At 68.6% G+C, this 12,867-nt stretch carries 11 protein-coding genes; 2 read left to right on the forward strand and 9 right to left on the reverse strand.

Translation table 11 applies throughout. The features are described 5' to 3' along the window. Window positions 1-168 precede the first annotated feature (168 nt). The 3 genes from HDC34_RS13675 to HDC34_RS13685 all read right to left on the reverse strand — a co-directional run bounded on the left by HDC34_RS13675 (window position 169) and on the right by HDC34_RS13685 (window position 2,977). Window positions 169-576, reverse strand: coding sequence for a tautomerase family protein (locus tag HDC34_RS13675; protein ID WP_179557402.1), 408 nt, complete (start codon window positions 574-576; stop codon window positions 169-171). Window positions 577-762: 186 nt separating this feature from the next. Then, entirely contained in the window at window positions 763-1,767 is a 1,005-nt protein-coding gene (locus HDC34_RS13680; RefSeq protein WP_179557403.1) for a sugar phosphate isomerase/epimerase, read from the reverse strand. Window position 1,768: 1 nt separating this feature from the next. Continuing rightward, window positions 1,769-2,977: a Gfo/Idh/MocA family protein gene (locus tag HDC34_RS13685; RefSeq protein WP_179557404.1), complete on the reverse strand. Its 1,209-nt coding sequence runs from the start codon at window positions 2,975-2,977 to the stop codon at window positions 1,769-1,771. Between the two features lie 129 nt (window positions 2,978-3,106). On the opposite strand from HDC34_RS13685, the gene HDC34_RS13690 reads away from it, so the two are divergent. Further along, entirely contained in the window at window positions 3,107-4,141 is a 1,035-nt protein-coding gene (locus HDC34_RS13690) for a LacI family DNA-binding transcriptional regulator (protein ID WP_179557405.1), read from the forward strand. A gap of 27 nt (window positions 4,142-4,168) precedes the next feature. Here HDC34_RS13690 and HDC34_RS13695 read toward each other — a convergent pair whose 3' ends face one another. Beyond that, a complete protein-coding gene (locus HDC34_RS13695) occupies window positions 4,169-5,395 on the reverse strand; it encodes a galactokinase family protein (protein ID WP_179557406.1) in 1,227 nt (408 codons plus the stop codon). 354 nt (window positions 5,396-5,749) lie between these two features. Here HDC34_RS13695 and HDC34_RS13700 point away from each other — a divergent pair, with 354 nt between their 5' ends. Further along, window positions 5,750-7,291 (forward strand): DEAD/DEAH box helicase, encoded by a 1,542-nt coding sequence (locus tag HDC34_RS13700; protein ID WP_179557407.1) that lies wholly within the window; start codon window positions 5,750-5,752, stop codon window positions 7,289-7,291. A gap of 203 nt (window positions 7,292-7,494) precedes the next feature. Here the strand turns inward: HDC34_RS13700 and HDC34_RS13705 are convergent, their stop codons facing one another. The 5 genes from HDC34_RS13705 to HDC34_RS13725 all read right to left on the reverse strand — a co-directional run bounded on the left by HDC34_RS13705 (window position 7,495) and on the right by HDC34_RS13725 (window position 12,845). Beyond that, window positions 7,495-8,166: a GntR family transcriptional regulator gene (locus tag HDC34_RS13705; RefSeq protein WP_179557408.1), complete on the reverse strand. Its 672-nt coding sequence runs from the start codon at window positions 8,164-8,166 to the stop codon at window positions 7,495-7,497. Continuing rightward, window positions 8,163-9,203, reverse strand: a complete 1,041-nt coding sequence (locus tag HDC34_RS13710; RefSeq protein ID WP_179557409.1) for a DMT family transporter — start codon at window positions 9,201-9,203, stop codon at window positions 8,163-8,165. The genes HDC34_RS13705 and HDC34_RS13710 overlap by 4 nt, the downstream gene beginning before the upstream one ends. 104 nt (window positions 9,204-9,307) lie before the next feature. Continuing rightward, window positions 9,308-10,759 (reverse strand): sugar porter family MFS transporter, encoded by a 1,452-nt coding sequence (locus HDC34_RS13715; protein ID WP_104311297.1) that lies wholly within the window; start codon window positions 10,757-10,759, stop codon window positions 9,308-9,310. 179 nt (window positions 10,760-10,938) lie between these two features. Further along, window positions 10,939-11,811 (reverse strand): sugar phosphate isomerase/epimerase, encoded by an 873-nt coding sequence (locus HDC34_RS13720; RefSeq protein WP_179557410.1) that lies wholly within the window; start codon window positions 11,809-11,811, stop codon window positions 10,939-10,941. An 11-nt stretch (window positions 11,812-11,822) separates the two neighbouring features. Next, window positions 11,823-12,845: a Gfo/Idh/MocA family protein gene (locus HDC34_RS13725; protein WP_179557411.1), complete on the reverse strand. Its 1,023-nt coding sequence runs from the start codon at window positions 12,843-12,845 to the stop codon at window positions 11,823-11,825. Window positions 12,846-12,867 lie beyond the last annotated feature (22 nt).

Below are 12,867 nucleotides of genomic sequence, written 5' to 3' on the forward strand. Positions count from 1 at the left end.
TGACCCGCGCTGAAGTGGCGGGTTGGTCCTCGTCCGCGGGCCGATGACCACCGCCGGCAGCGCGAGTTCTCCGGGATGCGCGAGAAGACGCTGCCAGCCGATGTGCCCTCCGCGTGGGGTGCGGTCGGGCACATCGGCTGGCAGCGTCTGGCTGCCTTGGGGCCGAGGCTAGGCGCGGTTGGGGACCGCGAGCTCGCCCGTGAGGTACTGGGCGCGGCCGAAGCCGAACGTCCAGTCTTCTGGGCCGTTCTCGACGTAGCCGATGAAGACGTCGTTGCCCTCGACGCCCTGCTCGCCGAGTGCTTCGGCGATGCGAGCGTAGAGCGACTGCTTGGCCTCCGTGGTGCGGCCGCGCTGCGTGAAGATCTGGATCATGACGATGCCGTTCGAGCGGTCGAAGCCCAGTCCGGCGTCCTGGGCGATGATCTGGCCACCCTGGTGCTCGGTGATGATCTGGAACCGGTCGCGAGCGGGGATCCCGTACTCGGCGACGATGGCGTCGTGGATGGCGTCGGCGATGGACGAGATCTGCTCGGGCGTGCGGCCGGCGTTGACGTCGATGCGTACGAGAGGCATGGTGCGGTGTCCTTGAGGTCGAGGGGTGACATTCGTTGTCTGCTCACGAAGTCTACCTTCAAAAGTCCTAATGTCCTAACAAATACCGTCCGGGCTCTTGGGACCACGAGGGGCCGCATCCGAATGGATGCGGCCCCGGTGGCCAGGCGCGGAGCTCTCGCAGAAGAGTCCTGCCCAAGACGGAAGTCAGAGCGACGCCTCGAGGGCCGCGTCGGCGTCGAGGAGCACCGTCGCGGCGACCTCGAGCCCCTCGATGCGGCCGAGCGAGGTGTCCTCGTGCTCGATGTTGACCCACATCTCCGGGTCGACCTCGTGCAGGGCGCGGAGGAACTCGGTCCAGAACGCCGTGTCGTGGCCGCGGCCGAGGGCGACGAAGTCCCACGCTGAGTTCTTCGGCCACTCGTTCGCCCACTCGTCGCCACCGAGGTTGGTGCGCGGCTCGTCGGCGGACAGCTTGCGGAACTGGTTGTCCAGCACGCCGTAGATTGCGGCTGCCGGGTTCACGCGAACATCCTTCGCGGCCGCGTGGAAGACCCACTTGCCGAGGTCGCGGACGACGGCCACCGGGTCCATCTGCTGCCAGAAGAGGTGCGAGGCGTCGAGTTCGACGCCGATGTTCGTCGTGCCGGCCCGCTCGATGAGCTCGCGGAAGTTCGCCGGGTTGAAGGCGACGTTCTGCGGGTGGAGCTCGAGCGCCACCTTCACGCCGTGCTCGCGGGCGAGCTCGTCGATCTCGGCCCAGAACTTCGCGGCGACGTCGAGCTGGTAGTCGATGACGTCGAGCGCCGCCGAGTTCCAGGCGTTGACCACCCAGTTCACGGTCGTAGCTCCCGGCTCGCCACCGGGGAGGCCGGACATCGTGACGACGCGGTCCTGTCCGAGGCGGGCCGCGAGGCGGATCGACCGGCGGATGTCCTCGGCGTGCTTCTCGCCGATCGCGCGGTCGGGGTGCAGCGGGTTGCCGTTGCAGTTGAGGCCGGCGATCGAGACGCCGGTGCCCTCGAACTGGGCCAGGAACGCATCCCGTGCATCATCGCTCTCAAGGATCTCGTCGAAGTTCGGGATGTGGGTTGCCGGGAGGAAGCCGCCCGAGTTGAGCTCGATCCCCGTGAGGCCGAGGTCGGCGATGACCGTGATCGCCTCCGGCAGCGGCCGGTCGTGGAGGATCGCGTTGTAGACGCCGAGACGCATGTCAGGCTCCGATCTTGTGCGTGGTGGTGGGGTTGACGCGCACGGCCGAGCCGTTCGCGGCTGCTGATGTGGCGACGGCGTGGAGCAGCTCCATGTTGTGGATGCCTTCTTCGAAGCTGGCGCAGCGGGGGAGCGATGCATGCTCCGGGATGCCTGCGACCTCCTCGAGGAAGGAGCGCGCCTGGTAGACGAATGCGTCGTTCTGCCCGAAGCCGACACTCGGGGCGTCCATCGCGAGCCCGCCGGCGATGTAGGGGTGCTCCGGTCCGAGGATCACCTGCCGGTACCCGTTCTGGGCCGAGGGGACATCGTTCAGGAAGAGCTCGATCTCGGAGGGGCGACGCTGGTCGTACCTGGCGCCACCGTTCTCGCAGAAGACCTCGAAGATGAGGCTGTTGGCATGGCCGCGAGCCACACGGGAGACCTCGATGGTGCCAGCGCCGTCCGCGAACTTCAGTGAGAACGCGGCGTAGTCGTCGTTCTCGACGGACTCGAAGGTGTCGCTCACGGCCGCGTGGTCGTGGCCGAGGACGGCTCCGAGCGGCAGGGGGCGCTCGTGGATGACGGTGCTGAGCGTCCCGCCGCTGACCTCCTGGATCTCACCGCCAAGGAACTCCGCGATGTACGCCATGTGGCTCCCGACATCGGCCAGCGCGCCGCTTCCTGGTGCGCCCTTGAAGCGCCAGCTCATGGGGCCCTGTGGGTCGCAGGCGTAGTCCGTCCAGTAGCGCCCGCTGAAGTGGAGCAGCTTGCCGAGGGTGCCGTCCTGGATGAGCTGGCGGATGTGGGCGATGCCGGGGGATCGGCGGTAGGTGAAGCCCACGCGGGCGATGGAGTCGGCGCGCTCCGCGGCCTCGGCCATGGCGTAGGCGTCCTCGATGGAGTCGCTGAGGGGCTTCTCGCAGAGCACGTGCTTGCCGGCTGCGAGGAGGCCCTCGACGGCCTCTCGGTGCAGGGAGTTCGCGATGACGACGCTCACGACGTCGATGTCGTCGGCGGCCGCGATGGCCTGCCAGGACGAGTCGGTGCGCTCGTAGCCGAAGCGCTTGGCGGCGAGTGCGCCGAACTCCGGGTTGATGTCTCCGATGGAGACGAGGTGGATCTTGGGCAGCGTGGGGCTGTAGAGAGTGGATGCGACGCGGTACGCCGCGGCGTGTGCGCGCCCGGCCATGCCTGCGCCGATGACGGCGACGCCCAGTGAGGTGGACATTGGTTCTCCTGTGGTTCTGCGTGAGCTGGGATGGTGAGCGCAGGCGACCGACGACGGTGTTGGAGCGCTACACTGGAAGGTAGGTCATGAAACAATGTCCTGTCAAACGATCCGAGTTCGGAGTGTCGAATGCCACCCACGTCCCGCCAGAAGCGACCGACGATCTACGACGTCGCTGAGCGCGCCGGAGTCTCCAAGTCGCTGGTGTCGCTTGTGCTGCAGAACTCGACCCGAGTCAGCGACGAGAAGCGCGCGGCAGTGCGGACCGCGATCCAGGAACTCGGCTACCTGCCGAGCCGGGCGGCCACGGCGCTCGCGGGGAACCGCACACGCGCGATCGGCGTCATGATCGACGACTTCAGGAACCCCTGGTTCGTCGACCTCCTCGAGGGCATGCAGGAGGTGCTGAACGGGCCCGGCTTCCACGTGACGGTGGCTGACGCGAACCTGAACGCGCACCTCGAGCAGTCCCCGATCAGCGGCTTCCTCGCCGCAGGGGTCGAGGGTCTTGTCATCGGCGGTGACGTGGATGCGGTGCCTGCGGAGGGCTTCCCGGTGCCGACCGTCGTCGCGGGCAACCGGGCGACGGTGCCGGTCGGGGCCGACCTCGTGGCCAACGACGACGAAGCTGGCGCCCGCCTCGCCGTCGAGCACCTGCGGTCACTCGGCCACACGAGGATCGGGCATGTCACGGGCAGCGGGCGAGCGGCCGAACTCAGGCGCATGGCCTACGAGGCGGCCATGGTCGAGGCGGGGCTCCAGCCGCGCGTCGTCGGAGGCTCTGGTCCCACTGACCAGGACGAAGGGCGACGAGCCTCGCGCGAGCTGCTCGAGAACTGGCCGGAGACCACGGCCGTTTTCGCCGCGAACGACGTCATGGCGCTTGGCGTGCTCGGAACGCTCGACAAGCTCGGGATGCGGGTGCCGGACGACATCTCGATCGTCGGCTACGACGACTCGCACCTCGCGGGCGCCGAGCACCTGTCGCTCACCTCGGTCGACGACCGCAGTGCCGACGTGGGTCGTGTGGCGGCCGAGCTCCTGCTCGCGCGCATCGAAGGGCGCCGTCCGGAGGCCGGAGAGCGAGGCGAGGGAACGCGCAGGCTCATCCAGCCGATCCTCACGGTCCGGGGCTCGACCGCGTCCGCCGACGGCTCCGCCTGAGCTGCGCTCGCCGGCCGATGACGCGGCTCAACGGTCGCGTCGCGCCCCTGCCTCAGGTTCGAAGGCGAGCACGAGGGGAGCCTCCCAGCCCTGCTCCACGTACGCGCTCAGCACGCTCTCGCGCAGCTCGTCGACCTTCTCGGCTGGGTGCATCACGAACACGGAGCCGCCGAGGCCCGTGCCGGTCATGCGCGCGCTTGCAGCGCCGAGGTAGGTGGCCAGCTCCACGGTGAAGTCGATGCGCGCGGTCGAGACCTCGAAGTCATCCCGGAGCGACGCCTGCGACGCGGCGAGCAGGTGATTGCGCTCCTCGGGAGTCTCGCCCGTGCGCATGAGCTTCGTGAACTCCAGCGTGCGAGCGATCTCGGAGACGACGTGGCGGGCGCGCCTGAAGACGACCTCGTCGAGCTTGTCCGCAGCCGCGTCGAGTTCAGCAGGTCGCACCTCGCGCAGCGTCTGGCAGCCGAGCGCCTCGGCAGCCCTGGCGCAGTCCTCGGCCCTCGATGCGAACTCCGCCGACCAGTTGCGGTGCGATTCCCGCGTGTCGATGAGCACGCGGACCAGGCCGGACTCGGCTGGTCGCGGCGCTGGCAGGATGGAGACGTCGGACCCGCGCGCGTCGAAGAAGACGTCCTCATCGCTGCGCGCGGCGTGCACGGTGATGTGATCGCTCAGGCCGCCGGGCGCGCCGACGATGTCGGCCTCGGTCTGTCGGCCGATCTCCGCGAGCTCCTCGACGTTCATGCCGAGGCCCCAGAAGTCGTTGAGGGCCGTGCTGATGGTGGCGCACACGGAGGCGGAGGAGGCGAGGCCAGCCCCGATGGGCACGTCCGTCGTCAGGAAGATGTCGAGGCCGGTGCCCAGGAAGAAGGGCACCCCGGGGTCCGTCTCGTCGTCGTCGCCGCGAGTGCCTTCCGGCGGGTTCTCACGAGCGAAGCGCAGCATGCTCGAGACCGCTCCGAGCGGGTACGCACGCCAATCCTTGGTGGGGATCTCCGAGGAGATCGACCGCAGGTCGGTCACAGCCTCCTCGGTGGAGAGATCGGTGACGATGCGGATGCGGCCGTCGTCACGCGGCGCGATCGCCGCGCTCGAGCGGAGGGGGATGGCGCACCCGTAGCCGACGCCATCCTGCAGGTCGGTGTGGTCGCCCATGATGCTGACGCGACCCGGCGCGGACCAGACTCCGAGGGGTTCGCGCTCGAAGGCGGCCCGGAAGCCCTCACAGACGATCGTCGTCAGGTCTCTGCTCATCTCGTCACCGTTTCTCAGGCATGGGCGAATGGGCGTCCGCCCCTGTGCATGCGCAGGGCGATTCTAATAACTGCGTCCTGAACGAGTGCCGAAACTCCAGCGGGCGAGCCGCGCACCCGAACGGAACGGGCCGTCCATCTGGTCGGGACTGGTCTCGCGTGCTAGAGTCGGACCTTCGTGGGTCCTATTTCCCACAATCGTCGTACCGTTTGTTGTTCGAGGGCACCTTTCCTGCCTCGGCACGATTTCACGAGTTGCGGCGAACGGGCACATTCGCCCGCATCATCGCCGCAAGAGCGCAGCACTCGAGTGTTGTGCGTTCTCTGCGTGCTGATTGAAAGGCAAGACCTCCATATGACGGAAACAACCTCAACTTTCGCCGAGCTCGGCGTCCCCAAGTCCCTCGTGAGCGTGCTCGATGCAGCAGGCAAGCACGAAGCCTTCCCGATCCAGCAGTCCACACTCCCGAGCACCCTCGCTGGCCGCGACGTCCTCGGCCGTGGCAAGACGGGCTCCGGCAAGACGCTCGCGTTCGCGATCCCGCTCGTGGCCCGCCTCGCCGGTGCCGTGTCCGGTGGCAAGCGCCGCCCGGGCCGTCCGCTCGGCCTCGTGCTGCTCCCCACCCGCGAGCTCGCAACCCAGGTCGCAGCGGTCATCGAGCCGCTCGCCAAGGCCGCAGGCCTCACCGTGACCACCGTCTTCGGCGGCGTCTCGCAGCGTCCGCAGGAGACCGCGTTCCGCAACGGCGTCGACATCGTCGTGGCCTGCCCCGGACGCCTCGACGACCTCATGAAGCAGCGCATCGTGAACCTCGACGCCGTCGAGGTCACCGTGCTCGACGAGGCCGACCACATGGCCGACCTGGGCTTCCTGCCCGTCGTCACGCGCATCATGAACGCCACGCCGCAGAGCGGGCAGCGCCTCCTCTTCTCTGCCACGCTCGACAACGGCGTGGACAAGCTCGTCAAGAAGTTCCTCAACGACCCGATCCTCCACTCGGTGGACGAGTCGAACTCGCACGTCGCCGCCATGACGCACCACGTCTACGAGACGGAGACGCCCGAGGCGAAGACGGCGCTCGTGCACGCCCTCGCCAGTGGCAAGGGCCGCCGCATCATGTTCATGCGCACCAAGCACCAGGCGAAGAAGCTCGCCAAGCAGCTGACCGCGGCCGGCATCCCGGCCGTCGACCTGCACGGCAACCTCTCGCAGAACGCCCGCGACCGCAACCTCGCGGCGTTCTCCGGCGGCGAGGTCAACGTGCTCGTCGCGACCGACGTCGCCGCACGCGGCGTGCACGTCGACGCCATCGAGCTCGTCGTCCACGTCGACCCGCCGGCAGAGCACAAGGCGTACCTGCACCGCTCCGGCCGCACGGCACGCGCGGGCTCCGAGGGCGACGTCGTCACCCTCATGCTCCCGAGCCAGCGCAAGGACACGGAGATGCTGCTCCGTCGCGCGAAGATCGGCGTGACCCCGCAGCGCGCCAACGTCAACTCGCCGTTCGTGGCCGAGCTCGTCGGCGAAGTCGCCCCGACCGTGCGCCCCGTTCCGGGCGGACCGGGATCCGGCAACGTCGAGGTCAGCCAGGGCCGCGGCACCTCGCAGGGAGCGAACGCGCGCCGCAAGCGCGACAACGCCTCCTCGCGTGGTGGCGCATCGCGTGGCGGATCGAGCACCGGCGGTGGCCGTGGCCGCGGCGGGTCCTCATCGCAGACCTCCTCCTCGTCGTCCGCGTCGCGCCCCGCGCGCTCGCAGGGTGGAGAGGGTGCAGCCCAGGGCCAGCGCCGCGGCGAGGGTCGCCCGCGCCGCGCAGGCACCACCTCCGCAGCGGCTCCGTCGCGCGGTGGCGGCGAGCGCGGCTCGCGTCGCGCCAGCTGGTCCTCCGGCCAGTAGTCAGCGCCAGACGCACAGCATCCCCGAACGGGCGGCCCGAGCAATCGGTCCGCCCGTTCGTGCTCTGCCCGCGCCGCTCGCCGGTCTGCCCGCATTCGGAGTCCATCCACGTGGGAGATGCGGCTTTGATCGCGCAGGAAGCGGCAGCTCTCGTCTGGATGTGTGGATGCCAAGGGCGCTGCGCAGGCAGGCGCTGAGTCGGCTCAGGCGGGGGAGCCGCTCACCAGGTGGGCGGTGAGGGCGTCGAGGTGGCCTCGCACGGCGGCCGGGCCGTCGTGCTCGAGCAGGGTGAGGTAGGCCTCGTGGTCGTCGGCCAGCCCCGTGGCCTCGTAGTGCTCGTGCGCTCCCGCCAGCAGCAGGCGGACCTCGCTCTCGAGTGATCGCGAGGCCTCGCTGATCCGGGGACTCCCGGCCGCGTCGACGATGGCCTGGTGCACGGCGGCGTGCGCCGCCTCGAGCAGGCGCCAGGACTGCGCATCGCTCGCCTCGATCTCCCGCAATCGGGCGATCTTCGACTGGATCGGCTGCCGCACGGCCAGCGGCCACCCGCCTGCGTGCCTCGAGTTCAGGATGCGCACGGCCTCGGATTCGAGCGCGCAGCGCAGATCCTGCATGGCCCTGATCTCCGCGTCGTCGAGCTTCGTGACCTCGACCCCCTTGTAGGGAGCGGAGTGGACAAGCCGTTCCGCGCCCAGCGCGGCGAGGGCCGTGCGCACCGTGTGCCGCGACACTCCGAACTCGTCCGCGAGGTGCTCCTCGCGCAGCGACTGGCCGCGGGCGTAGCTGCCCTCGAGGATGCGCTCGCGAAGCGTCGTGGCGAGCTTCGAGGCGGCGGTCAGTCGTGGCGTTGCGTCAGGCGCTCCAGCACGCGTCATCGCTGCTGCCGCTCCGCCGAATCTGCGTCCGGATGGATGCCAGCCGCAGCCGCAGCCGCGCCCGTTGTCGCGCCGTTCACGGCGAGTCTCATCTTCGTCGCAGGTGAGAACCGCTGGAAGGCAGCGGTGGACCCCAGCACCAGCACCACGATTCCTGCCGCGAGCACGATGAGGCCGAGGGCTTCGAGGCCCGCGAGCTGCTCGCGAAGCACGAGGAGCCCCAGGATGCTCGCGGTCAGCGGCTCCGCGAGCGTCAGTGTCGAGACGGTCGCTGCCTGCAGCTTCGCGAGGCCAGCCCCGAAGCACAGGTAGGCGATGGTCGTCGTGACGACACCGAGCCAGGCCGCGGTCGCGAGCCCGGCCGGCGTGAGCATCCACTCGGCCCCGCTCGCGAGGAGCAGGGGAACGCTGACGATGCCGGCGACACCGAAGACGACGCCCATGGTGCCGTCGGCGCTCCAGCCTCGGTTCATGAGCGCCTTCGCCGAGAGCGTGTAGACGCTGTAGCTCGCGCCGGCACCGATCGACGCCGCGATCCCGGCGAGGTTCGCTCCGCCCGCGTCTCCTGCGCCAGCCGCCGCGATGAGCGCGACGCCGAGGACGGCGATCGCGGTCGCGACGCCCCAGCTCAGTCCGGGAAAGCGGCGTTCGAGCGCCCACTGCAGCAGTCCCGTGAGGACCGGTGCTGATCCGAGCGCGAGGACGGTGCCGACTGCCACGCCGCTGCCTGCCGTGCCCGCGAAGAACAGCGGCTGGTAGAGGAGCACACCGAGCGCGCCCAGGGAGATCAGACCGAGATGGGCACGATTCGGTCGGCGGATCCGGGCTGCGTCCGGCGTGAACTTCGCGGTTGTTCCGCGGGCTCCGCGGCGATGCCGCACAGCGAACAGCGCCCAGGCGCCGAGGAGCGTCCCGCCGATGGCGAGACGGGCGGAGCCCAGCGAGAACGCGCTCACCTCCGGCGCGCCGAGCGCCTGCGCCGTCCCGGTCGTGCCGAAGCAGACGGCGGCGAGGAGGACGAGGAGGAGAGGCACCACGAACAGATTGTTACACAATCCGTCGTGCGCGTGGGGTGCATCCGAAGACGAGTGATGGGCCCGGCCGGAACGGCCGAGCCCATCGCTCATTGCTGCAGAGGGGGTTACTTCTTCGCGGTCGGAAGGAAGATCGCGCCGGTCGTGACGCCCTCATCCAGTGACTCGAGCGTGCGGCCGCGGGTCTCCGGGATCTGCGTTGCGACGAAGATGAGCGCGACCACGTTCAGCGCGCCGAACAGGAAGAAGGTTCCAGTGATGCCCATTCCGTCGACGAGCGAGGGGAAGTACAGCGAGAGGAAGCCGTTCGCGACCCAGAGGAAGAAGATCGAGACGCCCATGCCGATGCCGCGCATGTGCAGCGGGAAGACCTCGGAGAGGTAGACCCAGACGGCCACGTTGAGGAACGTCTGCATCGACCCGACGAACGCGACGACGAGGAACAGGATGACCCAGGGGCGCAGCGGGTTGCCGACCTCGAGCAGCATCGAAGACAGGCCGATGAGCAGGTGGCAGATCGTCGTCAGCGTGAAGCCGATGATGAACGTCTTGCGGCGGTCGAACTTGTCCATGTAGGAGAGCGCGATGAATGCACCGACCACGGCGATGACGCCTGGCGCGATGTTGGCGATGAGGGCCGCGCTCGAGTCGAAGCCGGACTCGATGAGCACGATCTGGCCGTAGTACATGATCGAGTTGATGCCCGTGAGCTGCTGGGCGACACCGAGTCCGATGCCGACGAGCAGGATGCGCAGGAGCCACTTGTTCTTGAGGATGGCTGCGAAGCCGACCTGCTTCTCCTGGCCCTCTTCCAGCGCGACCTTCTCGACCTGTGCGAGCTCAGCTTCGGCGCGCTCGGGTGAGCGGACGGTCTTGAGCACCTCGAGCGCCTCGGCGTCGCGGCCCTTCTCGACGAGCCAGCGGGGTGATTCCGGCATGCGCAGCATGCCGAAGAAGAGGCAGATGGCCGGGATGGCGCAGATGGCGAACATGATGCGCCAGACGCCGTCGAGGTGTCCGAGCGTGTTGCCGAGGATGGCGTTGATGATGAACGCGGAGAGCTGTCCGATGACGATGGCGGCTTCGTTGCGGCCTGAGATCGACCCGCGGATCTCGTAGGGTGCCAGCTCGGCCAAGAAGACCGGGACGACCGTGGACGCTCCGCCGACGGCAAGACCGAGGAGGATGCGGCCGACGACGAGCACCTCGAAGTTCGGGGTGAAGACGACGACGAGCGTGCCGAGGAAGAAGAGCACGGCGAGCATGATGATGGTCTTGCGGCGGCCCCAGCCGTCGGAGAGGCGGCCGCAGAAGATCGCGCCGATGGCGGCCGCGAAGACGAGCGAGCTCGTGACGACGCCTTCGGTGAGCGGCGTCAGACCGAGCTCCTCGGTCATGGGGTTCAGGGCGCCGTTGATGACACCGGTGTCGTAGCCGAAGAGGAGACCGCCGAAGCACGCGACGATCGAGATCAGCCCGAGCCGCGAACGGTGCGGCCCAGCTGTGAGGGGCGGAAGTGATTTCTCGGCGGTATTGCCCGCCGGATGCGATGAGGCCATTTGGACGTCCTTGTCGTGGATGCTGCGAGGTGGAGCAAGGTTGTGCGGTGCTGCTGGCGCGTCTTCTGCGAACGCGTGTCTTGATGGTAACCGAAGAATGACGTGATGTGAATATGTCCTGACAAATTTGTCGAGAGTGACAATGGCCCCGCAGCTCAGAGCTGCGGGGCCACACAGTGTCAGGAGGAGGCGACAAGCTCCCGGATCTTCTCGAGCTGGAACTTCGAGACCTCGTCGGCCCGCTCGTCCTCTGCGAAGACGTTCGAGACGATGAGCGCGTCCGGGCGGTCGAGGTACCCGACCTGCTTCAGCGTCGCGAAGAGCTCCGCGAAGTCGACGTCGCCGTCGCCGATGCGGAGGTGCTGGTGGATGCGCGCCTCGTTCCCTGGAGGGTTCGAGATGTAGCGCAGGCCGTGCGACCGGTGGTGGTCGAACGTGTCCGCCGTGTAGACGGCGCCGAGCCGCTCACCCAGTTCGGGGAGCAGCGTCCTCGCCCGGTCGCCGTAGTGGAAGGTGTGCGAGGCGACGTAGACGAAGCCCACGTTCTTGCTGTTCAGACCGCGGATGACGCGCCACCCCTCGAGCCCGTCCTCGACGAAGTCGTTGGGGTGCGGGTCGATGTTGAGCTGGATGCCCTCGCGCTCGAGGATCGGCAGCAGCGTCTCCATCGAGCGGTGGAAGGCGTCCTCCGACTCGTTGAACTGGGAGGGCTCTCCGCTGAACTCCGTGTTGATCACGGGGATCTCGAGCAGCGACGCCAACTCGATGACCCGCGTGAAGTTGCGGACCGCCGCGAGGCGGCCGGCTTCCTCCGGCCCCGAGATGCGCTGCACCGGCAGGATGGCGGGGATCTTGACCCCTGCATCCGCCGCCCGCTTCTTGAACTTCAGCGCGTACGCGTCGTCGGCCGACGGGTGACGGAAGAACCAGGAGAAGTCGGGGTGGGGCGTGATCTGCAGGTACTCGTAGCCGAGGCGGGCTGCGATGTCCGGGAACTCGAGGAAGCCGGCGTCGTGGTGGAACGGCGTCGGGTCCAGTGCGATGCGAACCATGGGGTCTCTCCTTACGCCTTGTCGTAGAACGCGGGGCGCTCGACCTGCTGGACCTCGACGATGCCACCGTCGAACGCCTTCACGCCGGCCTCGCAGGCGAGCGCGACGCGGTAGCCGTGCCACGCGTCCGGGCCGTCGATGGTTCCGCGGGCGACCGCATCCACCCAGCGCTGGATCTGCACGTCGTAGGCGGCCGCGAAGCGGGTCACGAACGAGCGGTGCTCCTCCTTCGCGAACGAGCCGTCCGACCAGGTCTGCACTCCGTTGGCCTGGCCGATGCGGGCGAGCCCGTTCGAGAACACTGCCTCGGTCGCGACCTGGTAGCCGAACTTGATGCTGACGTTCATCTCGACGTCGACGAGGATGCCGTTCTCGAGCTCCATGAGCACGAGGATCGGCTCGCGGAGGCGCTCGGGCGAGTTCGGGTTGCGACGCATGTACTTGATCTCGATGCTGCGGATCTCGCTGCCCGCGAGCCACGGGATGACATCGAGTTCGTGCACGACCGAGTCGTTGATGAGCATGTCCTGCGTGTACGTCTCGGGCACGTCGGGGTTGCGGTGCACGGCGCGCAGCGCGAGCAGCTCGCCTGCCTCGCCCGAGGCGATGATCTCGCGCAGGCGGGCGTACTCGGCGTCGAAGCGGCGCATGAAGCCGAGTTGGATGAGCGGTCGGTCCGACGCGGCCATCTCGGCCTCGACGACGCGCAGGGACGACGCGGAGTCTGCCGTCAGCGGCTTCTCGCACAGGATGGGGAGCTTCGCCGCGAGGGCGGGCAGGAGCACGGGCTCGTGGAACTTGCCTGGCGTCGCGATGACCACCGCGTCGACGGCGTTCGCCGCGATGGCGTCCTCGATGCTCGTGAACCACTGCGCGCCCGGCGCGTTCTGCAGGGCCGCGGTGCCGCGTCCCTCGTCCGGCTCGATGACGGCCGCGACGCTGGCACCGCTGATGCGCTTCGTGATGCGGGCGATGTGGTCTGCGCCCATGAGGCCGGCGCCGACGACGCCGACGCGGAGGTCAGTTGAAGTCATGTCGATGGTTCCTGTTCTTCTC

This window comes from Pseudoclavibacter sp. JAI123 (assembly GCF_013409665.1).
Lineage (GTDB): Bacteria > Actinomycetota > Actinomycetes > Actinomycetales > Microbacteriaceae > Pseudoclavibacter.

What these genes read in the sequence shown, in the direction of transcription:
- HDC34_RS13675 (WP_179557402.1), bottom strand. Translation starts at nt 576, where the DNA reads ATGCCTCTCGTACGCATCGACGTCAACGCCGGCCGCACGCCCGAGCAG.
- HDC34_RS13680 (WP_179557403.1), bottom strand. Translation starts at nt 1,767, where the DNA reads ATGCGTCTCGGCGTCTACAACGCGATCCTCCACGACCGGCCGCTGCCG.
- HDC34_RS13685 (WP_179557404.1), bottom strand. Translation starts at nt 2,977, where the DNA reads ATGTCCACCTCACTGGGCGTCGCCGTCATCGGCGCAGGCATGGCCGGG.
- HDC34_RS13690 (WP_179557405.1), top strand. Translation starts at nt 3,107, where the DNA reads ATGCCACCCACGTCCCGCCAGAAGCGACCGACGATCTACGACGTCGCT.
- HDC34_RS13695 (WP_179557406.1), bottom strand. Translation starts at nt 5,395, where the DNA reads ATGAGCAGAGACCTGACGACGATCGTCTGTGAGGGCTTCCGGGCCGCC.
- HDC34_RS13700 (WP_179557407.1), top strand. Translation starts at nt 5,750, where the DNA reads ATGACGGAAACAACCTCAACTTTCGCCGAGCTCGGCGTCCCCAAGTCC.
- HDC34_RS13705 (WP_179557408.1), bottom strand. Translation starts at nt 8,166, where the DNA reads ATGACGCGTGCTGGAGCGCCTGACGCAACGCCACGACTGACCGCCGCC.
- HDC34_RS13715 (WP_104311297.1), bottom strand. Translation starts at nt 10,759, where the DNA reads ATGGCCTCATCGCATCCGGCGGGCAATACCGCCGAGAAATCACTTCCG.
- HDC34_RS13720 (WP_179557410.1), bottom strand. Translation starts at nt 11,811, where the DNA reads ATGGTTCGCATCGCACTGGACCCGACGCCGTTCCACCACGACGCCGGC.
- HDC34_RS13725 (WP_179557411.1), bottom strand. Translation starts at nt 12,845, where the DNA reads ATGACTTCAACTGACCTCCGCGTCGGCGTCGTCGGCGCCGGCCTCATG.